Annotated in this window: 24 protein-coding genes; 11 read left to right on the forward strand and 13 right to left on the reverse strand. The window is 70.6% G+C overall.

The annotated features are described in order from the left end of the window. Window positions 1–50 precede the first annotated feature (50 nt). Window positions 51–734: a hypothetical protein gene (locus LV79_RS08560; protein WP_253833901.1), complete on the forward strand. Its 684-nt coding sequence runs from the start codon at window positions 51–53 to the stop codon at window positions 732–734. Window positions 735–781: 47 nt separating this feature from the next. On the opposite strand, the gene LV79_RS08565 is transcribed toward LV79_RS08560, so the two are convergent. The 4 genes from LV79_RS08565 to sdhC are packed head-to-tail and all read right to left on the reverse strand — an operon-like array spanning window position 782 to window position 4,222. Continuing rightward, window positions 782–1,567, reverse strand: a complete 786-nt coding sequence (locus LV79_RS08565; protein WP_092777926.1) for a succinate dehydrogenase iron-sulfur subunit — start codon at window positions 1,565–1,567, stop codon at window positions 782–784. Beyond that, window positions 1,567–3,330 (reverse strand): succinate dehydrogenase flavoprotein subunit, encoded by a 1,764-nt coding sequence (gene sdhA / locus LV79_RS08570; protein WP_253833903.1) that lies wholly within the window; start codon window positions 3,328–3,330, stop codon window positions 1,567–1,569. The genes LV79_RS08565 and sdhA overlap by 1 nt, the downstream gene beginning before the upstream one ends. Window positions 3,331–3,374: 44 nt before the next feature. Then, a complete protein-coding gene (locus LV79_RS08575) occupies window positions 3,375–3,788 on the reverse strand; it encodes a succinate dehydrogenase hydrophobic membrane anchor subunit (protein ID WP_372495287.1) in 414 nt (137 codons plus the stop codon). A gap of 2 nt (window positions 3,789–3,790) precedes the next feature. Beyond that, window positions 3,791–4,222, reverse strand: coding sequence for a succinate dehydrogenase, cytochrome b556 subunit (sdhC, locus tag LV79_RS08580; protein WP_253833905.1), 432 nt, complete (start codon window positions 4,220–4,222; stop codon window positions 3,791–3,793). Between the two features lie 549 nt (window positions 4,223–4,771). Between sdhC and LV79_RS08585 the strand changes: the two genes are divergently transcribed. The 6 genes from LV79_RS08585 (at window position 4,772) to LV79_RS08610 (ending at window position 11,540) form a co-directional block, all read left to right on the forward strand. Further along, the gene (locus tag LV79_RS08585; RefSeq protein WP_253833907.1) at window positions 4,772–5,824 is read left to right on the forward strand and encodes a BMP family lipoprotein; all 1,053 of its coding nucleotides are present in this window, start codon (window positions 4,772–4,774) and stop codon (window positions 5,822–5,824) included. A 131-nt stretch (window positions 5,825–5,955) separates the two neighbouring features. After that, window positions 5,956–7,500 (forward strand): ABC transporter ATP-binding protein, encoded by a 1,545-nt coding sequence (locus LV79_RS08590; protein WP_253833909.1) that lies wholly within the window; start codon window positions 5,956–5,958, stop codon window positions 7,498–7,500. Next, a complete protein-coding gene (locus tag LV79_RS08595) occupies window positions 7,500–8,618 on the forward strand; it encodes an ABC transporter permease (RefSeq protein WP_253833911.1) in 1,119 nt (372 codons plus the stop codon). The genes LV79_RS08590 and LV79_RS08595 overlap by 1 nt, the downstream gene beginning before the upstream one ends. Further along, a complete protein-coding gene (locus tag LV79_RS08600) occupies window positions 8,615–9,871 on the forward strand; it encodes an ABC transporter permease (protein ID WP_253833912.1) in 1,257 nt (418 codons plus the stop codon). The genes LV79_RS08595 and LV79_RS08600 overlap by 4 nt, the downstream gene beginning before the upstream one ends. Further along, a complete protein-coding gene (locus tag LV79_RS08605) occupies window positions 9,868–10,266 on the forward strand; it encodes a cytidine deaminase (RefSeq protein WP_253833914.1) in 399 nt (132 codons plus the stop codon). Before LV79_RS08600 ends, LV79_RS08605 begins: the two co-directional genes overlap by 4 nt. Continuing rightward, a complete protein-coding gene (locus LV79_RS08610) occupies window positions 10,266–11,540 on the forward strand; it encodes a thymidine phosphorylase (RefSeq protein ID WP_253833916.1) in 1,275 nt (424 codons plus the stop codon). The genes LV79_RS08605 and LV79_RS08610 overlap by 1 nt, the downstream gene beginning before the upstream one ends. An 870-nt stretch (window positions 11,541–12,410) precedes the next feature. Here LV79_RS08610 and LV79_RS08615 read toward each other — a convergent pair. Then, entirely contained in the window at window positions 12,411–13,124 is a 714-nt protein-coding gene (locus tag LV79_RS08615) for a TetR/AcrR family transcriptional regulator (RefSeq protein WP_253833918.1), read from the reverse strand. Between the two features lie 93 nt (window positions 13,125–13,217). Between LV79_RS08615 and LV79_RS08620 the strand changes: the two genes are divergently transcribed. Then, complete coding sequence (locus LV79_RS08620; protein ID WP_253833920.1) at window positions 13,218–14,687, forward strand: MFS transporter; 1,470 nt, start codon at window positions 13,218–13,220, stop codon at window positions 14,685–14,687. 81 nt (window positions 14,688–14,768) lie between these two features. Here the strand turns inward: LV79_RS08620 and LV79_RS08625 are convergent, their stop codons facing one another. Further along, complete coding sequence (locus LV79_RS08625) at window positions 14,769–16,217, reverse strand: hypothetical protein (protein ID WP_372495288.1); 1,449 nt, start codon at window positions 16,215–16,217, stop codon at window positions 14,769–14,771. A gap of 246 nt (window positions 16,218–16,463) precedes the next feature. On the opposite strand from LV79_RS08625, the gene LV79_RS08630 reads away from it, so the two are divergent. Further along, window positions 16,464–17,567 carry an adenosine deaminase gene (locus LV79_RS08630; protein WP_253835927.1) on the forward strand — a complete coding sequence of 368 codons (1,104 nt, stop codon included), beginning with the start codon at window positions 16,464–16,466 and terminating at the stop codon, window positions 17,565–17,567. Between the two features lie 58 nt (window positions 17,568–17,625). Here the strand turns inward: LV79_RS08630 and LV79_RS08635 are convergent, their stop codons facing one another. From LV79_RS08635 to LV79_RS08655, 5 genes are all read right to left on the reverse strand, one after another. After that, on the reverse strand, window positions 17,626–18,879 hold the full coding sequence (locus LV79_RS08635; RefSeq protein WP_253833922.1) for a SatS C-terminal domain-containing protein: 1,254 nt from the start codon (window positions 18,877–18,879) through the stop codon (window positions 17,626–17,628). Window positions 18,880–18,963: 84 nt separating this feature from the next. Then, complete coding sequence (locus LV79_RS08640) at window positions 18,964–19,626, reverse strand: YbaB/EbfC family nucleoid-associated protein (protein ID WP_253833924.1); 663 nt, start codon at window positions 19,624–19,626, stop codon at window positions 18,964–18,966. After that, a complete protein-coding gene (locus LV79_RS08645; protein WP_253833926.1) occupies window positions 19,623–20,027 on the reverse strand; it encodes a YbaB/EbfC family nucleoid-associated protein in 405 nt (134 codons plus the stop codon). Before LV79_RS08645 ends, LV79_RS08640 begins: the two co-directional genes overlap by 4 nt. A 14-nt stretch (window positions 20,028–20,041) precedes the next feature. Further along, a complete protein-coding gene (locus tag LV79_RS08650; protein ID WP_253833928.1) occupies window positions 20,042–21,166 on the reverse strand; it encodes a C40 family peptidase in 1,125 nt (374 codons plus the stop codon). Continuing rightward, complete coding sequence (locus tag LV79_RS08655) at window positions 21,163–21,525, reverse strand: hypothetical protein (protein WP_253833930.1); 363 nt, start codon at window positions 21,523–21,525, stop codon at window positions 21,163–21,165. The genes LV79_RS08650 and LV79_RS08655 overlap by 4 nt, the downstream gene beginning before the upstream one ends. A gap of 198 nt (window positions 21,526–21,723) precedes the next feature. Here LV79_RS08655 and LV79_RS08660 point away from each other — a divergent pair, with 198 nt between their 5' ends. Both LV79_RS08660 and LV79_RS08665 read left to right on the forward strand, forming a co-directional pair. Next, entirely contained in the window at window positions 21,724–22,317 is a 594-nt protein-coding gene (locus tag LV79_RS08660) for a type II toxin-antitoxin system antitoxin SocA domain-containing protein (RefSeq protein ID WP_253833932.1), read from the forward strand. A 58-nt stretch (window positions 22,318–22,375) separates the two neighbouring features. Beyond that, window positions 22,376–22,954, forward strand: coding sequence for a Fic/DOC family protein (locus LV79_RS08665; protein ID WP_253833934.1), 579 nt, complete (start codon window positions 22,376–22,378; stop codon window positions 22,952–22,954). Window positions 22,955–23,039: 85 nt separating this feature from the next. Here the strand turns inward: LV79_RS08665 and LV79_RS08670 are convergent, their stop codons facing one another. Then, window positions 23,040–23,957 carry a dioxygenase family protein gene (locus tag LV79_RS08670; RefSeq protein WP_253833936.1) on the reverse strand — a complete coding sequence of 306 codons (918 nt, stop codon included), beginning with the start codon at window positions 23,955–23,957 and terminating at the stop codon, window positions 23,040–23,042. A gap of 145 nt (window positions 23,958–24,102) precedes the next feature. Next, a complete protein-coding gene (locus LV79_RS08675) occupies window positions 24,103–24,954 on the reverse strand; it encodes a helix-turn-helix transcriptional regulator (RefSeq protein WP_253833938.1) in 852 nt (283 codons plus the stop codon). Window positions 24,955–25,086 lie beyond the last annotated feature (132 nt).

Below are 25,086 nucleotides of genomic sequence, written 5' to 3' on the forward strand. Positions count from 1 at the left end.
GAAGGACGCATCGGGGTGCGTTCACTCGATCGTGAGTAGCGTCACCAGGTATGCGGATGGGGTTGGTGGCGCTGGTGCTGGTGGCCGGGTGCGGTGCGGAGCCGGTGGAGGGGCCGGTGACGGTGGCTGAGTACGACGTGCGGGTGGTGCCGGTGATCAGTGGGGCCGCGTTGGCCGATGTGTTCCCCGAGACCGCCGGGCAGGTGTTGTGCCAGGCCCTGCCGTGGGGTGAGGTCGCGGGGCCCGTGCAGGGGTCTGTGACCGCCGCTGGGGCTTGTGTTCTGCGGGGTGGGGATCGGGTGGTCACGGTGCGGCTCGGGGGGCCTGGGCTGGATCTGGGGGCCACATCGGTGAATGTCACTGTGGAGCCGGAAGACAAGGCGTTGGTGGATCACGCGTTGGAGGCGTTGCGGCCGGTGCTGACCGCGCCCACGGATCTCACCGGCGTCAGCATCGTCGACCTCCCCAAGGAAGACCGCACCAAGCGCCTCTGCGAGGTCCTAGAGGCCACCCCAGTGCAGGACAAGTGCACCGCCGGACGCAACGAGATAGCCCTAACCACAAGCCTGCAAGACACCTCCGCCTACGGGGAGCATGTAGGCGGCCGTCCCGCGCGGATCAGCGGTGCCACCGTCTTCGTCCGCCTCCGACCCGACGTCCCCGTTGACCTGACCGTCTCCGGTGAAGGCGCGCGCGTACTGGCCGAGGCAGCGGTACCGAAGCTGCGCAACTGAAAGAGGCCGCGCCCCGGGCAAGGGACGCGGCCTCTAGCAGGAAGAACTCAGCGGCGGAAGAGCAGGGCGCGCTTGACCTCTTGGATCGCCTTGGTGACCTGGATGCCGCGGGGGCACGCGTCGGTGCAGTTGAAGGTGGTGCGGCAGCGCCACACGCCCTCGGCGTCGTTGAGGATGTCCAGGCGCTCCTGGGAGCCCTCGTCGCGGGAGTCGAAGATGAAGCGGTGGGCGTTGACGATGGCCGCGGGGCCGAAGTAGCTGCCCTCGTTCCAGAACACCGGGCACGACGTGGTGCAGCAGGCGCACAGGATGCACTTGGTGGTGTCGTCGAAGCGCTCGCGGTCGGCGGCGGACTGGATCCGCTCCCGCGTGGGCTCGTTGCCGTAGGTGATGAGGAACGGCTTGACCGCCCGGAACGCCTCCATGAAGGGTTCCATGTCGACCAGCAGGTCCTTGTGCACCGGCAGGCCCTTGATCGGCGCCACGGTGATCGTGGTGTGCTTGCCGCCGCCCGACATCAGGTCCTTGACCAGCACCTTGCACGCCAGCCGGTTCACGCCGTTGATCTGCATGGCGTCCGAGCCGCAGATGCCGTGCGCGCAGGACCGGCGGAAGGTCAGCGTGCCGTCGAGGTACCACTTGACGTAGTGCAGCAGGTTCAGCACCCGGTCGGTGGGCAGCGCGGGCACCCCGAAGGACTCCCAGCGCGGCTCGGAGTCGACCTCCGGGTTGAACCGCATGATCTTCACGGTGATGGTGATCGCACCGTCGGGCACCGGCGGCTGGTCCCCGCGCGCTCCAGAGGTCTCCCGGTCCACAGTGGCCGCAGTCATCAGTACTTCCGCTCCATGGGCTTGTACCTGGTGAAGGTCACGGGCTTGTAGTCCAGCCGGATCTCGCTCTTGAGACCATCGCCCTGCTTGTAGAACATGCTGTGCCGCATGTAGTTCGTGTCGTCGCGGTTGGGGTAGTCCTCGCGCGCGTGACCGCCGCGGGACTCCTTGCGCTCCAGCGCGCCCACGACCAGGATCTCCGCCAGCTCGAGCAGGAAGCCCAGCTCGACGGCCTCGAGGAGGTCGGTGTTGAACCGCTTCCCCTTGTCCTGCACGGAGATGTGCGCGTAGCGGTCCTTGAGCGCCTGGACGTCGTGCAGCGCCTGCTTGAGCGTCTCCTCGGTCCGGTACACCGAGGCGTTGGCGTCCATCGTGGCCTGCAGCGCCGTGCGGATGTCGGCGACGCGCTCGCGGCCGTGGTCCGACAGCAGCAGCGACACCTGGTCCTGCACGACCGTCGCCGGGTTCTCCGGGAGGTCGATCAGGTCGTGGTTGGCCGCGTAGTTCGCCGCGGATAGGCCTGCCCTGCGGCCGAACACGTTGATGTCCAGCAGCGAGTTCGTGCCGAGCCGGTTGGCGCCGTGCACGGACACGCACGCGCACTCACCGGCCGCGTAGAGGCCGGGGATGACGTTGTCGTTGTCCCGCAGCACCTCGCCGTGGATGTTGGTGGGGATGCCGCCCATCGCGTAGTGCGCGGTCGGGTACACCGGCACCGGCTCGGTCACCGGGTCCACCGCGAGGTAGGTCCGGGCGAACTCGGTGATGTCGGGCAGCTTGGTCTCCAGGACCTCGGCGCCCAAGTGGGTGCAGTCGAGCAGCACGTAGTCCTTGTTGGGACCGGCGCCGCGACCCTCCAGCACCTCCAGGGCCATCGAGCGGGCGACGATGTCGCGCGGCGCGAGGTCCTTGATGGTGGGGGCGTAGCGCTCCATGAACCGCTCGCCGGAGGCGTTGCGCAGGATCGCGCCCTCGCCGCGGGCGCCCTCGGTGAGCAGGATGCCCAGGCCCGCGAGGCCGGTCGGGTGGAACTGGTAGAACTCCATGTCCTCCAGCGGCAGGCCCTTGCGGAAGATGATGCCCATGCCGTCACCGGTGAGGGTGTGCGCGTTGGACGTCGTCTTGAAGACCTTGCCGAAGCCGCCGGTCGCGAACACGACGGCCTTGGCCTGGAACACGTGGATCTCGCCGGTGGCCAGCTCGTAGGCGACCGCGCCGGTGCAGACCGGACCGGACTCGGTCTCGGTGAGGCAGATGTCGAGCACGTAGAACTCGTTGAAGAACTCGATCCCGTGCTTGACGCAGTTCTGGTAGAGCGTCTGCAGGATCATGTGGCCGGTGCGGTCCGCGGCGTAGCAGGCCCGGCGCACGGCGGCCTCGCCGTGGTTGCGGGTGTGCCCGCCGAAGCGGCGCTGGTCGATGCGGCCCTCGGGCGTCCGGTTGAACGGCAGGCCCATCTTCTCCAGGTCGAGGACGGCGTCGATGGCCTCCTTCGCCATGACCTCGGCGGCGTCCTGGTCGACCAGGTAGTCACCGCCCTTGATCGTGTCGAAGGTGTGCCACTCCCAGTTGTCCTCCTCGACGTTGGCCAGCGCGGCGCACATGCCGCCCTGCGCCGCGCCGGTGTGCGACCGGGTCGGGTACAGCTTCGTCAGCACCGCGGTGCGCGGCGCGTGCCCGGCCTCGGTGGCCGCCGCCAGGGCCGCGCGCATGCCCGCGCCACCTGCCCCGACGATCACCACGTCGTACTTGTGGAACTGCATGGGTCAACCGCTTCTTCCGACTCGGGTGTGGTGGGTGCGCGCGCTCAGTGCGTGGTCGGGATCGTCGCGTCGAAGGTGAAGATCACGTAGGTGCCGAGGAACAGGATCAGCACCACCGACACGTAGAGCATGATCTTCAGCCAGAACCGGGTGCCGTCCTTGCGCGCGTAGTCGTTGATGACCGTGCGCAACCCGTTCGCGCCGTGCAGCTCGGCCAGCCACAGCATCAGCAGGTCCCACACCTGCCAGAAGGGGCTCGACCAGCGACCGGCGACGAAGGCGAAGTTGATCCGGTGCACGCCGCCGTCGAGGATGTTCATGATGAACAGGTGCCCGAGCACCAGCACGATCAGTGCGAGCCCCGACACCCGCATGAAGACCCAGCTGACCAGCTCGAAGTTGCCCCGGCGGGCGGCTGGGCGGCGCGGTGCGCGCGGCTTGTCCAGTGCGAGCGTCATGCTCAGTTGCCCCCGAACATCTCGCGCACGGTGCGCTCCAGCATGAAGTAGGTCCCGGGGATCATCACCACGACCCAGATGCCCAGGATCGTCCACAGCATCGGCTTCTGCAGCCGGGGGCCGTGCTTCCAGAAGTCGACCAGCAGCACCCGCAGGCCGTTGAGCGCGTGGTAGAGCACCGCGCCGACCAGGCCGACCTCGAGGAGGTTGACCACCGGGGTCTTGTAGGTCTCGATGATCTCGTCGTAGGCGTTCGGCGAGACCCGCACCAGCGCCGTGTCGAGCACGTGGGCGAAGAGGAAGAAGAAGGTGAGCACGCCGGTGATCCGGTGCGCCACCCAGGACCACATGCCCGGGTCGCCGCGGTAGAGCGTCCCGGTGCGCCGGGACCCGCGCGGCGCCACCTGCTCGGTGGCGATGGCCGAGTCGGACATCGAGGCAGGCCTCCTGCGTCGCTGGTGGACTAGCCGCTGACGACTAGCGGGTGGGTGCCGCGGCGTGTGGGCACTCCACACGAAACGGGCCTTGACCCAACGGATGCTAGACCCGACGAGCGGACCGCACCCAACCCGCCGATCCCCTCTGTGACGGACGAGACACGCACCCGACCGTCGTCCCCCGCTGGTGGAGCCACTGCGCCCGAGCCGGTCGGCGGTTTCGGTGACGCAGCGTCGCGGCCGCCGCCCGGTTGGGGACCCAGTGGTGCTGAATCGATTCCGGCCCACCCCTGTTGTCCGGCCGCCCTCCCCTACCGGCGGCCCCTATTCGTCCACTGAGGACTGACGAAGGCGCCGGTCCGACCCTGGTCACGGCCGCGGCCACCCGGTCGGGTCCTCGACTGGCCACCCTGGGTGGTGCCAACCAACAATTGGGTCACACCCTGCGTCGTGCCGGGGAAAGGTCCGTACCGGGGAGTACGGTCCTGCGACAACGGCAGCGTCCGAGGACGCGCGGAGATCCGGAAGGAGAAAGCCTTGCGTCGAATGCGGGGACTTCGTCTCGCGGCAGGCCTGATGGCGCTGGGGCTCACCCTGGCCGCTTGTGGCTCCAAGAACGACACCGGCTCCGGTGGCACCACCACCGGCGGCAGCAGCGCGGCCGCGTCCAGCCTCAAGATCGGGCTGGCCTACGACATCGGCGGCCGCGGCGACCAGTCGTTCAACGACTCGGCCGCGCGTGGTCTGGACAAGGCCAAGTCCGAGTTCGGCATCGACATCAAGGAGCTCGAGGCCGCGGCCGGGGAGACCGACGCGCAGAAGGAGGACCGGCTCCGCCAGCTCGCCGAGGGCGGCTACACCACCATCATCGCCGTCGGCTTCGCCTACGAGACCGCCATCGAGAAGACCGCCAAGGACTTCCCCGAGGTCAAGTTCGCGATCATCGACAGCGCGGGCCCCGCGGCGGACAACGTCGCGAACCTGACCTTCGCCGAGCAGGAGGGCTCCTTCCTGGTCGGGGTGGCCGCCGCGCTCAAGAGCAAGACCGGCAACGTCGGCTTCATCGGCGGCGTCAACGTCCCGCTGATCCAGAAGTTCGAGGTCGGCTTCACCGCGGGCGTCAAGGCCGCCAAGGCGGACGCGACCGTGCAGGTCAAGTACCTGACCCAGCCGCCGGACTTCACCGGGTTCAACGACCCGGCCAAGGGCGAGACCGCCGCCAAGGGCATGTTCGACGCGGGCGCCGACATCGTCTACGCCGCCGCGGGCGGCTCGGGCAACGGCGTGTTCAAGACCGCCAAGGCCAACGGCAAGTTCGGCATCGGCGTCGACTCCGACCAGTACAACCTGCCCGCGCTCGCCGACGTCAAGGACGTGATCATCACCTCGATGATCAAGGAGGTGGACGTCGCGGTGTACGACTTCATCACCTCGGTCAAGGACGGCAAGTTCGCCAAGGGCGAGAAGGTCTACGACCTCAAGGCCGGTGGCATCGACTACGCCACCAGCGGTGGCAAGATCGACGACATCAAGACCAAGATCGACGAGTACAAGACCAAGATCACCTCGGGCGAGATCAAGGTCCCGTCGACCAAGTAAGCGGGCGCCCCACTCGCCGACGGACCCGGGTCCCGCGACCAGCGGCCCGGGTCCGTCGCGTTTCCCCACCCTGCTCCACCCGCCCTGCTCCTCCCACCCTGCTCCTCCACCCCAGCGACAAGGACTCGGCCGTGTCACCGGAGCCACCAGCGGGCGGTGCGCCCGCCCCAGCCGTCCAGTTGTCCGCGATCACCAAGCGCTTCCCCGGCGTGGTCGCCAATTCCGATGTCAACATCACCGTCCGGGCGGGCACCGTGCACGCGCTGGTGGGGGAGAACGGCGCGGGCAAGTCCACCCTGATGAAGATCCTCTACGGCATGCAGCAGCCGGACGAGGGCACCATCGCCATCGACGGCGCACCGGTGGCCTTCTCCTCGCCCGCTGACGCCATCCGCGCCGGGATCGGCATGGTGCACCAGCACTTCATGCTCGCGGACAACCTCACCGTGCTGGAGAACGTCGTCCTGGGCAGCGAGCCGCGCAAGGGCGTCGGCCTCGACTTCGCCGCGGCGCGCGCCAAGATCACGGAGATCTCCACCGCCTACGGCCTCGGCGTCGACCCGGACCGGTTGGTCGACGACCTCGGGGTCGGCGAGCGGCAGCGGGTCGAGATCCTGAAGGTCCTCTACCGCGGCGCGCGGACGCTGATCCTGGACGAGCCGACCGCCGTGCTGGTGCCGCAGGAGGTCGACGAGCTGTTCGGCAACCTGCGCGACCTCAAGGCCGAGGGCCTGACCATCCTGTTCATCTCGCACAAGCTCGACGAGGTGCTCTCGGTCGCCGACGACATCACCGTCATCCGGCGCGGGACGACAGTCGCGAGTGTCTCGCCGGAGGGTGTGACCGCGCGCAAGCTGGCCGAGTTGATGGTCGGTAGCGCACTCCCGGTTCCCGAACTGCGCGAGTCCACCGTGACAGATGCGACTGTCCTGTCCGTCGAGGGTCTTACAGTGCTCAGCGCTGATGGCCGGACGGTGCTCGACAACGTCTCCTTCACCATCCACGCCGGTGAGGTACTGGGTATCGCTGGCGTTGAGGGCAACGGGCAGGCGGAACTGGTCGAGGCTCTTATGGGTATCAGGTCGTGCAGCGCGGGCAGGATCACCTTGTCCGGTCAGGACATCACGCGCGCGACGACCCGACATCGCCGTGAGGCCGGTATCGGCTACATCCCCGAGGACCGCCACCGCCAGGGTCTGCTCCTAGAGGCGCCCCTGTGGGAGAACCGGATCCTCGGCCACCAGACCAGCGCGCCCAACGTGCGCGGGCCGCTGCTCGACCGCAAGGGCGCCAAGCGCGACACCGAGCGGATCGTGGACGAGTACGACGTCCGCACCCCGGGCATCGGCGTCAACGCCTCCGCGCTCTCCGGCGGCAACCAGCAGAAGCTGATCGTCGGCCGGGAGATGAGCGGGTCGCCGGTGCTGCTGATCGCCTCGCACCCGACCCGCGGCGTCGACGTCGGCGCGCAGGCCGCGATCTGGGAGCACATCCGCCGGGCCCGCGCCGAGCAGCTCGCGGTGCTGCTCATCTCCGCCGACCTCGACGAGCTGATCGGCATGTCCGACACCCTGTCGGTGATCCTGCGCGGCAGGCTCGTCGCCGACCACGACCCGGCGGCGGTGACCCCGGAGCAGCTCGGCTCCGCGATGACCGGCGCGGGGAGGGAAGACTGATGCGCAACCTCACCCCCCGCTCGGTCCTGCTCGGGCTGGCCGCCCCGCTCGGCGCGCTGGTGTTCGCCGCCCTGGTGTGCGGGATCATCCTGGCCGCGACCGGGAACTCGCCGATCGACACCGTCGACGCCATGGCCACCGCGGCGCAGCGGCCGAGGACCCTGGTCAACTCGGTCAACAGCGCCACCGTCTACTACCTGGCCGCCGTCGCCGTCGCGATCGGCTTCCGGATGAAGCTGTTCAACATCGGCGTGGACGGGCAGTACCGGCTCGCCGCGATGCTCTCCGCCGCGCTCGCCGGTGCCGCGTTCATGGACAACCTGCCCTCGTTCCTGCGGATCGCGCTGACCATCGCGGTCGCCATGCTGGTCGGCGCGGGCTGGGCCGGGCTGGCCGCGCTGCTCAAGGTCACCCGCGGCGTGTCCGAGGTGATCTCGACGATCATGCTCAACGCCATCGCCACCTACCTGGTGTCCTACCTGCTCAACCCGGCCCGGCTGGCCGAGACCACGGCGGGCAGCAACAACATCGGCACCGCGAAGATCACCGAGGGTGGGCAGGTGCCGGGCTTCGAGGTGTCCGGGTCGACCACGAAGGTGTTCGGGCTGATCCTGCTGGCCGCGATCGTCGGCGTCGTGTACTGGTTTGTGTTGTCTCGCACGAAGTTCGGGTTCGAACTGAAGGCGACAGGGCTATCGGAGTCCGCGGCCGTTGCCAGCGGGGTCAGTGTCAAGAAGATGGTCGTCATCTCGATGCTGCTGTCGGGGGCCGTCGCTGGGCTCGTAGGCATGCCGCAGCTGCTTGGGGCCTCTTACACGTACTCGCTGGACTTCCCTCCGGGACTGGGGTTCGTCGGTATCGCTGTCGCGCTGCTGGGGCGCAACAACCCGGTCGGCATGGCGGTCGCCGCACTGCTGTGGGGGTTCCTGGACAACGCGGCGAACGCGCTGGACATCTCCGGTGTGCCGCGCGAGATCGTCCTGATCATGCAGGGCGTGATCGTGCTGTCGGTCGTCGTCGCCTACGAGCTGGTCCGCCGCTACCGGGTGCGCGCGGAACAACAGGCCGTGGGCAAGGCGCTCGGCCGCACCAAGACGCTTGAGGAGGTGTCCGCATGACCGTCGGCGGACTGTCGGTGGGGATCGAGACCGCCCCCGCCCGGCGCGGCAAGCGGCTGTCGCCCATGGTCTACCTGCTCGTCGCGGTAGGCGCGCTTCTTGTGCTCTCGGCCGTACGGGCGCTGAGCGGTGCAACGGACCTGACGTCCGCTGGCACTGTGCAAGCCGCGTTGACGGCAGCGGTACCGCTCGCTATGGCCGCGCTCGCGGGCCTCTGGGCGGAACGCGCCGGTGTGGTCAACATCGGTCTTGAAGGCATGATGGTTCTAGGCACGTTCGGCGCCGGTTACGCGGGCTACCAGTGGGGGCCGTGGGCGGGTGTGGTGTTCGGGTTGTTCCTGGGCATCATCGGCGGTCTGCTGCACGCGGTCGCGACGGTCACTTTCGGCGTGGACCACATCATCTCCGGTGTCGCCATCAACCTCTTGGCGCCAGGGGCCGCGTTGTTCCTGTCCAAGCTGTACTTCGCGGACGCGCCGGGTGGCGGCCAGAAGCAGTCGCCACGCATCGAGGACGCCGCGAAGGTGACGCTGCCTGGGTTCTCAGACCTGATGGGGACTATCGAGGGCAAGCGCTGGTTCTTCGTGTCGGACCTAGCGGGCGTTCTGCGCGGTCTTACGACGGAGATCTCACTGCTCACCCTGCTCGCCGTAGTGCTGATCGTCGCTACCGGGTGGGTGCTGTGGCGGACGCCGTTCGGGCTGCGGCTGCGGTCGTGCGGTGAGTCGCCCTCCGCCGCGGAGTCGCTGGGCGTGAACGTGCTCAAGTACAAGTACCTCGCGGTGACGGCGTCGGGTGCGTTCGCCGGGCTGGGTGGCGCGTTCCTGGCTGTGAGCTCGGGGCAGTACCGCGACGGGCAGACCGGTGGGCGCGGGTTCATCGGTCTGGCGGCGATGATCTTCGGCAACTGGCGGCCAGGCGGTCTGGCTACTGGTGCGGGGTTGTTCGGGTACACCGACGCTATGGCGTTGCGTGGCTCTAACGCTGTGCACGCCCTCTTGCTGTTGCTCGGGATCGCGCTGGTTGTTGTCGCGGTGATCCAGTACCGGTCGGGCCACAACGTGCTGTCGGGGGTCGCGGCGGCTATCGGGGTGCTGTTCGGCTGGTGGTACTTCGCGAGCAGTGAGGTGCCGCCGGAGTTGGTCGGTGCGGCGCCGTACGTCGTCACGCTGCTGGTACTCGGGTTGGCCTCGCAACGCTTGCGGCCACCCAAGTTCGTCGGTGAGCCCTACCGGAAGGGGCACGCGGTATGACGGTCGACTGGGACTCACTGCGCGCGGCAGCGGTATCTGCGGCTGCGTTGGCGTACTGCCCCTATTCGGGACTGCAGGTCGGCGCCGCTGCCCTGGTCGACGACGGCAGGGTTATCACCGGGTGCAACGTCGAGAACGCCTCTTACGGCTTGGCGCTGTGCGCGGAATGCACCCTGGCTGGACAGTTGAGGCTGACCGGCGGAGGTCGCCTTGTCGCACTCGCTTGCCGTAGCGGGGAGGGCGAGCTGTTGATGCCCTGTGGCCGGTGTCGACAGGTCATCTACGAGCTCGGTGGCCCTAACTGTCTCGTCGACACGCCCGACGGTCCGCAGCCGATGACGGTGGTGCTACCGCACGCCTTCGGCCCGGAAGACCTGCCCGCGAAGGGGATCTGATGTTCACCGCCATCGACGTCATCCGCGCCAAGCGCGACGGCCACCGGCTCCGCGACGACCAGATCGACTGGGTGGTCGACGCCTACACCCGCGGCGTGGTGGCCGACGAGCAGATGTCCGCGCTCGCGATGGCGGTGTACCTCAACGGGATGGACGCGGCCGAGACCGCCCGCTGGACCGCCGCGATGGTCAACTCCGGTGAGGTCCTGTCGCTCGCGGTCGACCGCCCGACCGTCGACAAGCACTCCACCGGCGGCGTCGGCGACAAGATCACCCTGCCGCTGGCCCCCCTGGTCGCGGCCTGCGGCGCGGCGGTGCCCCAGCTCTCCGGTCGCGGCCTCGGCCACACCGGCGGCACGCTGGACAAACTGGAGTCCATCCCCGGCTGGCGCGCGCAGTTGACGGTGGACGAGGTCCAGCAGCAGTTGCGCGAGGTCGGCGCCGTCATCTGCGCCGCGACGACGGGATTGGCGCCCGCGGACCGGAAGCTCTACGCGCTGCGCGACGTGACGGCCACGGTCGAGTCGATCCCGCTGATCGCCAGCTCGATCATGAGCAAGAAGCTGGCGGAGGGCGCGTCGGCCCTGGTCCTGGACGTCAAGTTCGGCTCCGGCGCGTTCATGAAGACCCTCGCCGACGCCCGCCGCCTGGCCGACGCCCTGGTGTCGATCGGCCAGGCCCACGGTGTGCGCACCTCGGCTCTGCTGACCGACATGTCCGTGCCCCTGGGCCGCGCCGTCGGCAACGCCGTCGAGGTAGCCGAGTCCGTCGAAGTACTCCAGGGCGGCGGCCCCGCGGACGTCATCGACCTGACCCTGGCCCTGGCCCGCGAGATGCTCTCCCTGGCCGGTCTGTCCCATGTGGACCCCGCCCCCGTCCTGGCGTCCGGTGAGGCCTTCGAGGTCTGGGCCCGCATGATCACCGCCCAAGGCGGCGACCCCGCGGCACCCCTGCCCCGCCCCACCCACACCCACACCGTGGTAGCCCCCACCGACGGCATCCTCACCTCCCTCGACGCCTACTCCATCGGCGTAGCCGCCTGGCGCCTGGGCGCAGGCCGAGCCCGCAAGGAAGACCCCGTAGACCCCGCCGCAGGCATCCTCTGCCACACCAAACCCGGCACCCCCGTCCGCGCGGGCGACCCCATCCTCGAACTCCACACCACCAACCCCACCACCATCCCCGCCGCCCTCACCACCCTGGACGGCTCCTTCACCATCGGCTCAGCCGCCCCCGCTCCCCGCCCCCTGATCGCCGACACCATCCGCCCCTGACCCCCTTGGTTTCCCACGCCTGCGCAGACTTCATCTACTGGCAGCAGATCGCCCCCTACCTCCAGCGCCCCCGCCTGCTCTTACGCGCCCGCGCCCCGGGCTCACTTGGTCGTCAACACCCCGCCACGCTCAAGCCGCCCACGCCCCGCTCTTACGAGTAAACGCCCCTTAACGCACTTCCCCGCTCCCTCGCGGCCCCACCCGACCTCTTCGCCCGCGCACACGGCCCCACCCCCGTTTCGCGCCCGCCGTCCCGCCCCCGCTTCGCGCGCCCGCAGTCTCGCCCCGCGCAGCCCCCGCTCTATCGCCCCCGCGCAGCCTCCCCGCTCTACCGCCTCGCTTCGCGCGCGCTCCCAGTCAACCGCCCCCGTTTCGCGCCTGCGATCCCACCCGGCGCACCGCCTCCCCGCACCGCCTCCGCGTAGCGCCCGGTCCCACCCGCGCAGCCTCCCCGCCCTGCCGTCCCCGCTTCGCGCACGCCTGCGGGTCCCGCCGCCGCTGCACCGCCCCTGCTTCGCGCAGCCCGCCCTAACGCCCCCCGGCACGGCGATCCCATCCCCCGCAGAGCCCCGGCGCTACCGCCCCCGCTTCGCGCCCGCGCGCGGTCCCACCCCTGCCCAGCCCCCACCCTCTCCGGGGGGCGGCCCTGGTCCAGTCTACAAGGACCCCCCGACAGTCGATCTTGAACCAACCCCCGCAGAGATCCACATGTGGATAACTTCTGTCACCCGGCCGAATGAAATGCAGACGCCCGCGACGGTGGTTGCGTTGCGCCTGAACGGATCCTGAGTCCGGCGCCACCAAGGCGAAGCTCACCGCAGCGATCTGTCTAATTCGGACCGGGCACGGCGGGGTGGTCGTTCGGATGGGTTACTGGCCTGACTTTGCCTCGATCAATGCGGCGAGGCCGTCGAGGATGCGGGCGAGGGACCAGGTGAATTCGACGTCGGGGTGGTCGTCTTGGGTCATGACGTCGGTGTTGAGGATGCCCAGCAGGTGGGGGAAGTCTTGCGGGGGAAGGATTTGGCGGAGGGTTTGGGCGTAGGTGGGCATGAGGTCGCCGGGGTTGCCCAGGTCGTGGGCGAGGGTGGCGTCGTTGCGGGCTATGCCGCTGAGCAGGAGTAGGGCGCTCATCTTCTCGGCGGCGGTCAGCGGCGTCGGGGCGAGGGCGGCCAGGCCGGTTTCCAGCCAGCGGAGTTGGTGCGGGGTGACCGGGGGGCCGCTGATGGGGATGCGGACAGCCCAGGGGTGGGCGCGGTAGGCGCGCAGGCAGCCCCAGGCGAGTTCGGTGAGGGCGGGGCGCCAGTCCGGGGACGTGACCGCGGCGGCGTCGACGAAGATCGCGTCGGTCATCAGGGTCAGGAGTTCGTCCTTGGCCGAGACGTAGCGGTACAGCGACATCGCGCTGGTGCCGAGTTCGCCCGCGACCCGGCTCATCGACAGCGCGTCGAGGCCGTCGGCGTCGGCGACCGCCACCGCGGCGGTGACGATCCGGTCGAGGCTCAACGCGCGCTTGGGTCCTCGGCTCGGCGGCAGCACGCCCCAGGCCGCGGCGATGCTGGCCGGGAGTCCGGTATCGGTCATGTCCTCGTTCCCTGGATCGGCTTGACGTCCCACCCTACCTCTGCGTATAACATAAACGAAAGTGCGTATGACGTAAACAGCAAGGGGTTGGTCATGGTCGAGGGTCGTGCCGGGCGCGGGGAGTGGATCGGTCTCGCCGTTCTCGTCCTGCCGTGCCTGCTGGTGTCGATGGACGTCAGCGTGCTGTTCTTCGCGTTGCCGTTCATCAGCGCGGACCTGCAGCCCAGCGGCACCGAGCAGCTGTGGATCATGGACGTCTACGGCTTCGCGCTCGCCGGGTTGCTGATCACCATGGGCGCGCTCGGCGACCGGATCGGGCGGCGCAGGCTGCTGCTGGTCGGCGCCACCGCGTTCTGCGCCGCGTCGGTGCTCGCCGCGTACTCCTTCTCGCCCGAGGTGTTGATCATCACTCGCGGCCTGCTCGGCGTCGCCGGGGCGACCCTGATGCCGTCCACGCTCTCGCTGATCCGGGTGATGTTCCACGACCCGGCGCAGCGCAAGACCGCCATCGCGGTGTGGACCGGCGGCCTGACCCTCGGCGCCACCGTCGGCCCGATCGTCGGCGGCTTCCTGCTCGACCACTTCTGGTGGGGCTCGGCGTTCCTGATCAACGTGCCCGCCATGGTGCTGCTGGTCGTGCTCGGCCCGGTCCTGCTGCCCGAGTACCGCAACCCCGCCGCCGGGCGGTTCGACGTGCGCGGCGCGCTGCTGTCGCTGGTCGCCCTGCTCGCGGTGATCTACGGCATCAAGAAGCTCGCGGTGGACGGGTTCGCGCCGGTGCCGGTCGCCGCCCTGGTGGTCGGACTGCTGCTGGGCGCGGTGTTCGTGCAGGGGCAGCGCACCGGGCGGTCACCGCTGGTGGACGTGGCCCTGTTCCGGGTGCGGGCGTTCAGCGGCGCCGTGGTCGTCAACGTGGTCGCCATGTTCTGCTTCATCGGGTCGACGTTCTTCACCACGCAGTACCTGCAGCTGGTGCTCGGCCTGCGCCCGTTCACCGCCGCACTGTGGTCGCTGGCCGCGATGCCGCTGATCATCGTCGGGATGACCGTCACCGGGGTGCTGGCCACCAGGGTCCGGGTCGCCACCCTGGTCGCGTCGGGCCTGGTGGTGCTGGCATCGGCGTTCGTGGTGCTCACCCAGCTGACGCCGACGTCGCCGCTGTGGCTGGTCCTGCTCGGCGCGGGCGGCGTCGGCGCGGGCGTGCTGATGACCACGTCGCTGACCTCCGACCTGATGCTCACCGCCGCCCCGGCCGAACACGCGGGCGCCGCCTCCGCGGTGTCCGAGACCGCCAGCGAACTCGGCGGTGCCCTCGGCATGGCCATCCTCGGCACCATCGGCGCCGCCATCTACACCGCCGACCTCCCCAACGGCCCCGCAACCCTCGGCGAGGCAACCGCCACCGGCGACGCCCCACTCATCGCCGCCGCCCGAGAAGCCTTCACCCACGGCTTAACCGTCACCGCAACGGTTACCGCCGTCATCGCAGGCGCGCTAGCCGTGATCGCTTACCGCACCCTGCGCCACATCCCCGCAACCGCCGAGGACCCCGTCGCCGCCTAGAGATCGAAGGGCTGGGTTCGGTGGGGGAAAAGAGAAGTGGGGCCACCCGGAGAGGGTGGCCCCACTTGTCGACCTCACACGTCAGGCGCCTGCGGCGATGTCGTTCTCTTCGGTGTTGTCCTTGTCGGACGGCTTAACGCCCTTGCCGTTGGTGGTGCGGCGGCGGGTGCCCTGGCGGGGCAGGGTGGTGGGCGGGGGCGGGGTGGGCTGGCCGCCGCCGAGCATGAGTTCGGCGAAGGTGGCCATGGCCTCGTCGAGGTGGCCGCCGATGCGGCGGACGGACTCGTCGTTGCCGCGCTTGACCAGGGTTTCCACCGAGTCGGCGTCGGGGCGGTGGGAGAGGGTGCCCTCGACCTTGCTCAGGCCGCGTTCGATGGCGCCGCCCAGGTCGCCGAGGCGGGCGGTGAAGCCGTCCTCGACGGTGTCGAGGCGGGTGGCCATCTCGTCGAGCCGCGCGGTGACCTTCTCCAGCCGCTGCGCCAGCGACTCGAGGCGGTCGCTCGCGTCCACGGTCTCCTTGGTCTCGCGCAGCGCCTCCTGCAGCGCGTCGGTGGCCTCGTCCAGGCGGCCGCGCACGGCGTCACCGGACTCGCCGACCGCGCTGCGCAGCTCGGCCAGCGCGGCCGCGGCGGCGTCGTGCTTGCCGTGCAACGAGTCCGAGGTCTCAGTGACCTGGCCGTGCAGCGCGTTCGTCGAGTCGCCGACGACGCCGCGCAGGTCGGTGACCGCGCCGTGCAGGGAGTCCGCGGACTCGCGCACCGCCGCGGTCGACTCGGACACCGCGGTCCGGACCGACGTGGTGGACTCCGACACCGCGGCCCGCACCGATGTCGTGGACTCGGAAACCAAGCCGCGCACCGTGGTCGTGGACTCCGCGACCGCGCCGCCGACCTCGGTCACCGCCGCGCGCACGGTGTCGGACTGCTCGCCGACCACCCGCGCCAGCGCGTCCTTGGTGCCGTCCAGGTGCTCGTGCACGCCCTCGTCGACCTCGTCGATGCGGCCGCGCAGCGCGGTCTCCAGGATCTCGATGCGCTCGCGCACCGGGCCGTGCACCGCGCCGGGCACCTGCTCCAAGCGGTTGTCCTGCTTGTCCAGGTGGCTGTCGAGCTCGTCGATGCGCCGGTGGATGCTGGAGAGCTTGTCCTCGAGGCCGTCCATCCGCCCCGCGACGCCCTCGAACCGGCCAGCGACCCCGTCGAGCCGACCGTCGAGCTGCGCGAACGGCGTGGCCAGCTTGTCCACGACGCTCTCCACCGCGCGGCCGATCGACGCGATCGCCGCGTCCTGCGCGTCCAGCTTCGCCAGCGCCGCGTCCAGCCGCTCGGCCAGCACGCTGACCTCGGTGCGGTCGGGCATCTCGGACAACCGCTTGCGCACCGACCCGATGGACTCCAGCGGCGCGAGCCTGGCGTGGATCTCGTCCAGGGCGTCGAAGATCTGCTGCTGTTCGCTCTCACGGATCTCGGCCGCCCGGGTGAGCATGTTGCGCATCCGGTCGAACGACACCGTGGGGTTGTTCTCATTCACGGAGGTGACCTTCGTCCTGGGGAGGGGAGAGGGGGCTTGGCTCGGTTTCGGGGCGGACGCAGGGGAGCCTAGCCAGTCCCAGAACGCGTCCATACACCACCCGTGGCTCGTAAGTCGGTCCCGACACGACGGATTACCCCGATCGGTCGACGGCCATCCAGCGGTACGCGGACGCCCGGACCTACCTTACGTGACCACCCCGCTACCCGATCGGGTGGAGGCGGGGGCATGGGTACCGTGATCGCCATGGCCACCCCCCAGTCGGTGCCGCTGACCGCCGACACCATCCGCGACGCCCCGAAAGTCCTGCTGCACGACCACCTCGACGGTGGTCTGCGCCCCGCCACCGTGGTGGAGTTGGCGGCCGCCGCGGGCTACGACGCGCTGCCGACCACCGACCCGGAAGCCCTCGGCGGGTGGTTCCGGGAGGCCGCCGACTCGGGTTCGCTGGTGCGCTACCTCGAGACCTTCGCGCACACCTGCGGTGTCATGCAGGATGAAGAAGCACTCGTTCGGGTGGCAGCCGAATGCGCGGAAGACCTTGCTGCGGATGGAGTCGTCTACGCCGAGGTCCGGTACGCGCCCGAGTTGTTCACCGAACGCGGGCTCGACCTCGACACCATCGTGGGCGCCGTGCAGGCGGGCTTCCGCGAGGGTGAGCGCCGGGCCGCCGCCGCGGGCCGGGTGATCCGGATCGGCACGCTGCTGTGCGCGATGCGGCAGAACGCCCGCTCGCTGGAGATCGCCGACCTCGCCGTGCGGCACCGCGCCGAGGGCGTGGTCGGGTTCGACATCGCCGGGCCGGAGGCGGGCTTCCCGCCCACCCGCAACCTCGACGCGTTCGAGTTCCTGCACCAGCAGAACGCGCACTTCACCATCCACGCGGGCGAGGCGTTCGGGCTGCCGTCGATCTGGGAGGCCATCCAGCACTGCGGCGCCGAGCGGCTCGGGCACGGCGTGCGCATCGTCGACGACATCACCCTGACCCCGGACGGCCCGGTGCTCGGCCCGCTCGCCGCCTACGTGCGCGACCGGCGCATCCCGCTCGAGCTGTGCCCGACGTCGAACCTGCAGACCGGCGCGGCGAGCTCGATCGCCGAGCACCCGATCGGGCTGCTGACCGCGCTGCGGTTCCGCGTGACGGTCAACACCGACAACCGGCTGATGAGCGGCTGCACGGTGAGCAGCGAGCTGGCGGCGCTGGTCGACGCGTTCGGCTACGACTGGGTCGACCTGCGCTGGTTCACCATCAACGCGATGAAGTCCGCGTTCATCGACTTCGAGCAGCGCCTCGACATCATCGACAACACCATCAAGCCCGGGTACGCCAAGCTCCTCGGCACCGCCTGAGCGCTCAAGCCCGGACATGACGAAGGGGGCCACCCTCGGGTGGCCCCCTTCGCGTGCGTCAGCTCTCGGTGCTGAGCCGGTCCTGGAAGTCCTGCACCAGCTTGGTCCACTTCGCCGCGTCCTCGGTGAACGGCGGGCTCGGCGGCAGCCGGGTCGGGTCCGGGGCCAGGATGAAGCTGACCAGCCAGCCCAGCGACTCGGACTGGTTGAGCGCCTCGGCGACCGTCTCGTCGCCCGCCCAGTCGGCGGCGTCGGTGAGCAGCTCGACGGCCAGGTCCAGCTGCACCGGGTCCACCGCGTCGATGCCCTCGGCCAGGTCGTCGCCGAGACCGTCGAGCACGTAGGTGTTGTCGGTGTCGACGGTGATGTCCAGGCTGCCGTCGGTCGCCTTGGTGGCGACCTCGTCCCAGGTGGAGACCTCGGCCAGGTCGTTGTCGGCCAGGTCGGCGGTGGCCAGCAGCTTGGCCAGCCCGCGCGCGGACGGCGCGGTCACGATGCGGCCCTCGTGCCCGAGGAACACCGGCTCGTCGTCGAGGTAGCAGCGCAGCGTGTAGTACTCGGTGCCGCCGGTGATGACCTTGATCGGGTCGATGCCGACCTCGCCCCAGAAGCCGACCGGAGCGGCCTCTTCCTCCTCGGCGCCCTCGGTCTCGTCCGCGTCGACCGGCTCGATGTCGTCCTCCTCGGCCGCGGCGGCCTCAGCGGCGTCGGCGTGGAACGCGGCCAGCTCCTCGGCGCTCTTCTCCAGCGCGGTCTCGTCCACGTCCGGGACGGTCACCACCGAGTCCAGCGCGTCGAGCACCTCGTCCCAGCGCTCGGAGATGGTCTCGGCCATGTCGGTCCACAGCCGCTCGCCGTCGCGACCGGTGAACGGGAAGGTGCCCTGCTCCAGCACGGCGAACCCGCCGGCGGAGTTGAGCACCTCGTGCACCTCGTCGAGCTCGCACACGTCGGCGAGCGCGCGCACGATGGCGACGATGTCGGCGAGCTCGCCGACCGTCCACGTGTCCGGCTCCTCCGCCACCAGCTCCGGGACGCCGACCAGGTCGTACTGGTGGTCCTCGGACGGCATCAGCTCGGCCACCGACAGCGCGGGCACCAGGTGCCAGGCCGGGTGGTCGGACAGGTCGTGCTCGCTGGTGGTGCGCACGAACGCCGCCAGGTGCGCGGCGTCGGGGAAGGCGTAGAGGTCGTCCTCGTGGCCGAGGAACGCCTCCCACTCCTCACCGTCTTCCCGCCACCGCGGCGCCCACAGCGTGACGACGTCACCCTGCGGCAACCCCAGCTCGATCGGGACGATGTCCTGGGCCATTGGAGGTCCTCCTGGTCGCGCAGCCATCGGCGTACGGTGCGCGCGCACACCCGCGCGGCGCGTCGGCAGCCTACGGGGTCCGGATCACCGGTCGGAACGTAGGGAGGACAGGTCGAACGAGAGCGGGTCGTCGGGGTCGAACCCGTCGTCGGCCCGCCCGGTCGAACCCGGTCGCCCCGGCCCGTCACCCGTCCGCGCCGCCGCGTCGCCAGGTCCGCCGCGGCCACCCGCCGCTGCCGCCGGATGTGCTTGCCCGCCAATGGTTCCCGCACCCGGCGTAGGTTGTCCACCGGTGTCCCCGCCCGCGTGGGAACCGCCCTGCCGCGCGTGCATCCGCTCATCGCGTCTGCGCTGGAACTCCTCCGCCGTGATCCCGGGACCTGCGTCACGCCGCGCGGGAGCGGCTCGACCGGACAACACCTCGATCGCCTGGGTCATCGAGTCGCCCAGGATCGGACCCAGCTTGTTGTAGCCGGCCTGGGTGGCCTGGGCGAGCGCGGCGTCGGCGACCGCGACGACCAACCGGCCGAGCTGCTCCGGTCCCCAGCGGACCGCGTCCGCGCGCAACCAGAGGTCGACCAGCTTCCCGCGACCGTCCACCGTGACCCGGACGCTGCCGTGGGTGTCGTACGCCGTCCCCTGGACCGAGGCCAGGACGGTGTCGACGTTGGCCATGGCCTCCTGGCGCGCTCGGCCGTCCGCGATCAGCTGCCGGGTGCTGCGCTCGACGGGGACCCGCTCGGTCATCGGCGCGGCCTCCTCGGCGGCGGCCCGAGCGGGCTGTCGAACACCGGGTCCTCGCCCTCGTCCTCGATCGGCTCGTACCCCAGCGAGGCCAGGTGCCGCTCGCCCTCCGGCCCCAGCACCGGCGCGAGCGCCTGGTGCATGGCCGCGCCCGCGCGCCTGGTCGCCTGACCGGCGAGCACCATGATCTGCGCCGCGAGCGCCTCCGCGCCGCCCGCCAGGGCCGCCGGGGTCAGCTGGACCTGGGAGAGCTGGCCGCCGGGGCGGACCTCCACGGTCACCGCGCCGTTGGACGCCTGCCCGGTGACCGGGCCGACCCGCTCCAGCCTGGCCGCCGCCCGCTGCTCGGTCTGCTCGACCCGGCGCGCGACCGCGTCCAGCTCGTAGTCGATGTCGATCTCCACGTGCGCCCCCGCCGTCAGCCGGTCGGCCGGTAGAAGCCGACGAACGGCATGCCGGAGTTGGTGGTGCGCAGCGGACCCACCTGCACCGGGTCGCCCGCCTCGACGATCTGGCCCTCGCCGATGTACATCGCGACGTGGCCCTCCCAGCACACCAGGTCGCCGGGGAGCAGCTGGTCGGCGGAGGGGACCTCGGCGCCGATGTCCTGCTCGCGGGAGGTGCGGGGGATGTCGAGCCCGCCCTCGCCGTACGCGTACTGGGTGAGCCCGCTGCAGTCGAGCCCGACGCCCGGCGACGTGCCGCCCCAGACATAAGGCACACCGAGCTGGCTCAGCGCCGCGCGCACCGCCCTGGCCGCTGTCTCGTTCGGTGCCATCACCGTGCTGCCGTCCGGCAGGTTGATCGCCACGCCGGTGCCCGGCTGCGGCGGGATCGCGACCGGCAAGCGGCGCTTGGTGACCCGACCGCCGCCACCTCCGCCGCCCCCACCACCGGCGAAGCCACCTCCGCCGCCGCCGCCCCCACCGCCGCCGCCCTGCTGCTGGTTGTACGCGGCGGGCGGGGGTGGCGCGGTCGCGGTGGCGCTGGACGCCGAGGTCGAGCCCGCGTCCCCGGTCAGCGCCGTGACGACCCCGGAGAGCTGGGTCATCACGGTGTCGAGGTTGGTCGACGTGTCGCCGGTCAGCCGGGACGCGTACTGGGCCAGCTCGGTCAGCTTCTGCTGCGCCCCCGCCGGGTCACCGGCCCGGCGCAGCGCGGCCGCGGCCTGCAGCAGACCGGCGGCGACCCGGTTGAACTCGTCGATCTGGGCCTGGTTGACCCGCTGGCCGACCTTCAGGATCTCCCCGGCGTCGCGCACCGCGCGCTGCACGTCGGCGCCGTACTGGCTCAGGTCGGCGCCAGCGGCCTGCTGGGCCACCACGTCCTGCTGGTGGCGGGCCGAGCCCTGGCCGGACCAGCCCTGGCGCAGCGAGCTCGCGTAGCGGGTGGCGTCCTCGTCGACGGTGGCGAACGTGCTGCTCATCGCGCCGTGGGCGTGGCCGAGGCGGTCGATGGCGTCGTCGTCGGTCGCCAGGTGGCGCTGGGCGGTCGCGGCGGGCTGGACCATCGGGTCCAGCAGGTCGCGGACGTGGGCGGTCACGCGGGCTCACCCGCCGCCCGGCGCAGCGCGGTGCCCGAGTCGTGTTCGGTGGCCTCCAGGTTCGTCCAGGTCGCGCGGACCGCGTCCGCGGTGCCGCCGAGGCTCTCGGCCAGGCCGCGCGCCCCGTCGAGCTGCCGCTGGGTGGCCACCCGCAGCGCCTGGGCCAGGCCCACCTCGCTGCCGATCTTGGAGAACGCGTGCTCGTCGAACGCGCCGGGGCCCGCCAGGCCCCGGTCCGCCGACTCCCGCAGCTGGTCGGCCAGCGGCCGCACCCCGGCGGTGTAGGCGTGGAAGGCGTCCTCCTCGCCCCGGTACCCCGAGGTCACCACCCGCTCGCCCGCGTCCGACTCGCCACCCATCCCCTGTCCCCTCTCCGACCTGCCCGCACCCACCCGCCGTACGTGGGACGCACCCCGACGGCGAACGGCTCCCCTGACTGCCGACCCAGGTTAGGACAAAGCCGCGACCGGGGCGGGCGGTTGTCCACAGCAGGGCCCGTTCGCCGGGGAAAGGCCGTATCATTGAGGGGTAACCGCGAGGGACGAGGGAGCGTGGTCGTGGCCTCCGTGCACGACGTGGTGGCGGCGATCCTGGACCGCACCGGTCCCGAGTCGCCGATGAAGCTGCAGAAGCTGCTGTACTACACCCAGGGCTGGCACCTGGGCCTCACCGGCGAGGTGCTGTTCCCCAACCGGATCGAGGCGTGGACCGCCGGGCCGGTGGTGCCCGACGTGTACCGCTGCCACGAGGGCTCGCGCGAGGTGGCGGCCTGGCCGGATGGCGACGGGAGCCGGTTGAGCGAGTCCGACGCCGACCTGGTCGACACCGTGGTCGAGCGCTACGGCTGCTTCGACCGCCACCAGCTCAGCGCCATGACGCACGAGGAAGAACCGTGGCGCACCGCGCGGGGCGACCTCCCGGACACCGCCCCCAGCAGCGCCCGGCTGTCGGAGACCGTGATGGCCCGGTTCTTCGGCCGGATGATCACCGACCCGGTCACGGCGGTCGCCGAGGCCAGGGCCAGCGCCTACCTGGAGGGCCTCGAGGTCTCCGCAGGCGCGCTCGCCGCCTCGGAAGCGGTCGCGAACGGCGTCATCAGCACCGATGACGCGGTCCAGCGGAGGTTGCGCGAACTGCTCAACACCGCCTGAAGCACAAGGAAGAACCCCGGGTGTTATCCCCGCCGCGCAGGCCCAGCGGGCCGCGCACGTGACCGACCCGTACGTCGACCCCGCGACCGGGGTCCTGCGCAACATCCACGACATCACCGACGCCGCGAAGCTCACCGAGGCCGAGCGCGACCTGGCGTTCCTGCGCGACGAGCAGCTCAAGCGGTTCCCGTTGCCGGGCGCCTGGGACACCGCGCACCTGCTCGCCTTCCACCGGCACCTCTTCGGCGACGTCTACGCCTGGGCCGGGCAACCGCGGCAGGTCGACCTGAGCCGCGACGGATCCCCTTTCGCGCACTGGCGGCACGTCGAACCCGCGTTGGCCGACTTGTTCGAGAAGTTGCGCGCGGAACGGATTCTGGGTGGTCTCGCGCGGCCGGAGTTCCTGGCGCGGTTCACCTACTACTTCGCCGAAGTCAACGTCGTGCACCCCTTTCGCGAAGGCAATGGCCGGACCCAAAGAGCCTTTTTCCGGCAGTTGGCGCTCTTCGCCGGGTGGCGGGTGGACTTCAGCCTCGTCGACCGCGAGCGGTACCTGCTCGGGTGCGCCGCGGCGATGGTCGGCGAACTCGGCGTGCTGGCCGAGCAGTTCGCGACCGCGCTGGTCGGCCGGGCCTGAACAAGCCGGTGCCCCGGCGGGTCGGGACCCACCGGGGCACCTGTCCTCGGCACAGGGCTACCGAGGTCGGCTCAGTAGAGCGTGATCAGCCGACGCGCCACAGGGCGGGCACGTTCGGCGGCTCCCAGCCCGGCTGGGCCTGGTGGCCCTGCAGGCAGGTGTAGCTCGAGCCGCCGTAGGTGACCTTGGCGCCCGCCGCGTAGTTGGTGCCCGCGGCCCACGTGCCGCCGGGGACGCCGGTGGTGGTCGTGGTGGTGGTGGTGGTGGTGGTCGGGTTGGTCGGCCGGGTGGTGGTCGTGGTGGGGCGGGTGGTGGTGGTCGGCCCGGTGACGTTGAGGACGAAGTCGAACGACGCCTCCTTGCCGTTGCCCACGGTGCGGACGTTCATCAGCAGCCGCGAGTCGAAGATGGTGTCGGTGTTGTTGCGCGGCTCACCGGGGAAGTACGTCTGCGTGGTGAGGATCCGGCCGCCGGGGTTCTGCACCTTCATGTGGATGTGCCGGGTGCGGCCGGGGTAGAGGCCGGGCACGATCGTGGTCAGGGTGTACTTGCCGGTGGCGTCGGTGTACTGGTGGCCGCGGAAGCGGTAGGTGGTGTTGTCGTAGTTGCCGCCGTTGTCGGCCTGCCAGAAGTCCAGCAGCACGTTCGCCAGCGGCTGGCAGTTGCGACCGAACACGTATCCGGTGACGGTCAGCGGGGTGCCGGGGTAGCCCGGCTCGACCAGCGAGGTCCGCTGCGGCGAACCCGGCTTGAAGTACGGGCCCTCGGTCTGCGCGATGGTCGGCGCGTCGCCGTCGTTGCACTCCGGGGTGAGGTCGAGCAGCGTGCCGCTCGCGGCCTCTTCGGCCTTGGTGCGGGCGAGGGCGGGCACACCGACCAGTGCGATCGGTGCGGCGACACCGGCGGCCAGCGCCGCGCGCAGCACCGCCTTGCGGCTGATCTGCTTGCCGTCAGCCGGTGGCTGTCCCTCGGTCGAGCCTTCGCCGTGCAGGGGCGTGTCCATGCCTAGCTCCTTGTGGGTGGGGGAGGCCGGGAATGAACACGAACCTACGTACGGGATTCACCGGCGACGATGGACTCATTCGGTCGGACGTGGTGAATCCCAGGGTGGCTGTTGCCATAGTGCGGAACATTCACATGTTCATCATTCACAGGAACGGTCGTTCCACCGACTCCCCGTGCCTGCGGAAATCGCCGGGGCTGACCCCGGCCTCGCGCCGGAAAAAGCGACAAAAATACGCGGCGTCGGTGAACCCGACCCGATCGGCCACCTGCCGCACGGTCAGGTCGGTGCGCGCCAGCAGCCGCTTCGCCTCCGCGGCGCGCGCCTGGCGGACCAGTTCCGACGGGGTCCGGCCGGTGGCCGCCTTGACCGCCTCGGTGAGGTAGCCGGGGGTGACGCCGATGTGCTCGGCGTAGGCCTGCACCGACCACAGGTCCAGGTCGACCCGGCTGGTCAGCATGGTGAACTCCTCGGCGACCGACCCGGCGCGCGCCGGTGGGGCCGGGACGGCGGCCGGGGTCTGCGGCAACCGGCCCGCGCGCACGACCAGCACGTGCAGCAGCGCCCGCAGCACGGTGTGCCAGTCGTCCTCACCGCGCTCGTACTCGTGCGCGAGCTCGGCGACCAACCTGCCGGTGCTGTCGTCCTCCGCGGCGCTGAGCGTGGTCCACGGCCGTTCGCTGAGCCTGCGCAGCCGGTCCCGGTCGGCCGGGTGGTCGAGCAGGAAGTCGTCGGTGAACAGGACCACCGAGCCGCGCAGGTCGCGCACGTCCTCCCAGTGGTGCACCTGGCCGGGGGTGATCACGCACAGGTGCGGCGGGCGCAGCGGCTGGCGGGCCATGTCCAGGACGTGGCTGCCGCTGCCGCCGGTGACGTGCACGATCTCGTAGAACGTGTGCCGGTGCGGGAACGACGCCCGCGACAGCGGGCCGACCTGCTCGAAGGTGCCGATCACGAACGGCAGCGCGGTCGGCGCGGGCACCTCCAGCCGGTGCATGGGCAGCTCGCCGCCACGCGGCTGTCTGCAGGGCGTGCCTGGTAAGACGGTGCTACCGCGCATGTCCCGTTCCCCTCGCTCACGCAGGACAAAAGGTCCAGACCAATGATCGAGGGTCCACGATGGCACGTG

The sequence above is a fragment of the Actinokineospora globicatena genome (assembly GCF_024171945.1).
Classification (GTDB): Bacteria; Actinomycetota; Actinomycetes; order Mycobacteriales; family Pseudonocardiaceae; genus Actinokineospora; species Actinokineospora globicatena.

Excerpts from the sequence above, each read along its gene's own strand:
- LV79_RS08560 (WP_253833901.1), top strand. The coding sequence starts at position 51 with ATGCGGATGGGGTTGGTGGCGCTGGTGCTGGTGGCCGGGTGCGGTGCG.
- LV79_RS08565 (WP_092777926.1), bottom strand. The coding sequence starts at position 1,567 with ATGACTGCGGCCACTGTGGACCGGGAGACCTCTGGAGCGCGCGGGGAC.
- sdhA (WP_253833903.1), bottom strand. The coding sequence starts at position 3,330 with ATGCAGTTCCACAAGTACGACGTGGTGATCGTCGGGGCAGGTGGCGCG.
- LV79_RS08575 (WP_372495287.1), bottom strand. The coding sequence starts at position 3,788 with ATGACGCTCGCACTGGACAAGCCGCGCGCACCGCGCCGCCCAGCCGCC.
- sdhC (WP_253833905.1), bottom strand. The coding sequence starts at position 4,222 with ATGTCCGACTCGGCCATCGCCACCGAGCAGGTGGCGCCGCGCGGGTCC.
- LV79_RS08585 (WP_253833907.1), top strand. The coding sequence starts at position 4,772 with ATGCGGGGACTTCGTCTCGCGGCAGGCCTGATGGCGCTGGGGCTCACC.
- LV79_RS08595 (WP_253833911.1), top strand. The coding sequence starts at position 7,500 with ATGCGCAACCTCACCCCCCGCTCGGTCCTGCTCGGGCTGGCCGCCCCG.
- LV79_RS08600 (WP_253833912.1), top strand. The coding sequence starts at position 8,615 with ATGACCGTCGGCGGACTGTCGGTGGGGATCGAGACCGCCCCCGCCCGG.
- LV79_RS08605 (WP_253833914.1), top strand. The coding sequence starts at position 9,868 with ATGACGGTCGACTGGGACTCACTGCGCGCGGCAGCGGTATCTGCGGCT.
- LV79_RS08610 (WP_253833916.1), top strand. The coding sequence starts at position 10,266 with ATGTTCACCGCCATCGACGTCATCCGCGCCAAGCGCGACGGCCACCGG.
- LV79_RS08615 (WP_253833918.1), bottom strand. The coding sequence starts at position 13,124 with ATGACCGATACCGGACTCCCGGCCAGCATCGCCGCGGCCTGGGGCGTG.
- LV79_RS08620 (WP_253833920.1), top strand. The coding sequence starts at position 13,218 with ATGGTCGAGGGTCGTGCCGGGCGCGGGGAGTGGATCGGTCTCGCCGTT.
- LV79_RS08630 (WP_253835927.1), top strand. The coding sequence starts at position 16,464 with ATGGCCACCCCCCAGTCGGTGCCGCTGACCGCCGACACCATCCGCGAC.
- LV79_RS08635 (WP_253833922.1), bottom strand. The coding sequence starts at position 18,879 with ATGGCCCAGGACATCGTCCCGATCGAGCTGGGGTTGCCGCAGGGTGAC.
- LV79_RS08640 (WP_253833924.1), bottom strand. The coding sequence starts at position 19,626 with ATGACCGAGCGGGTCCCCGTCGAGCGCAGCACCCGGCAGCTGATCGCG.
- LV79_RS08655 (WP_253833930.1), bottom strand. The coding sequence starts at position 21,525 with ATGGGTGGCGAGTCGGACGCGGGCGAGCGGGTGGTGACCTCGGGGTAC.
- LV79_RS08670 (WP_253833936.1), bottom strand. The coding sequence starts at position 23,957 with ATGGACACGCCCCTGCACGGCGAAGGCTCGACCGAGGGACAGCCACCG.
- LV79_RS08675 (WP_253833938.1), bottom strand. The coding sequence starts at position 24,954 with ATGCACCGGCTGGAGGTGCCCGCGCCGACCGCGCTGCCGTTCGTGATC.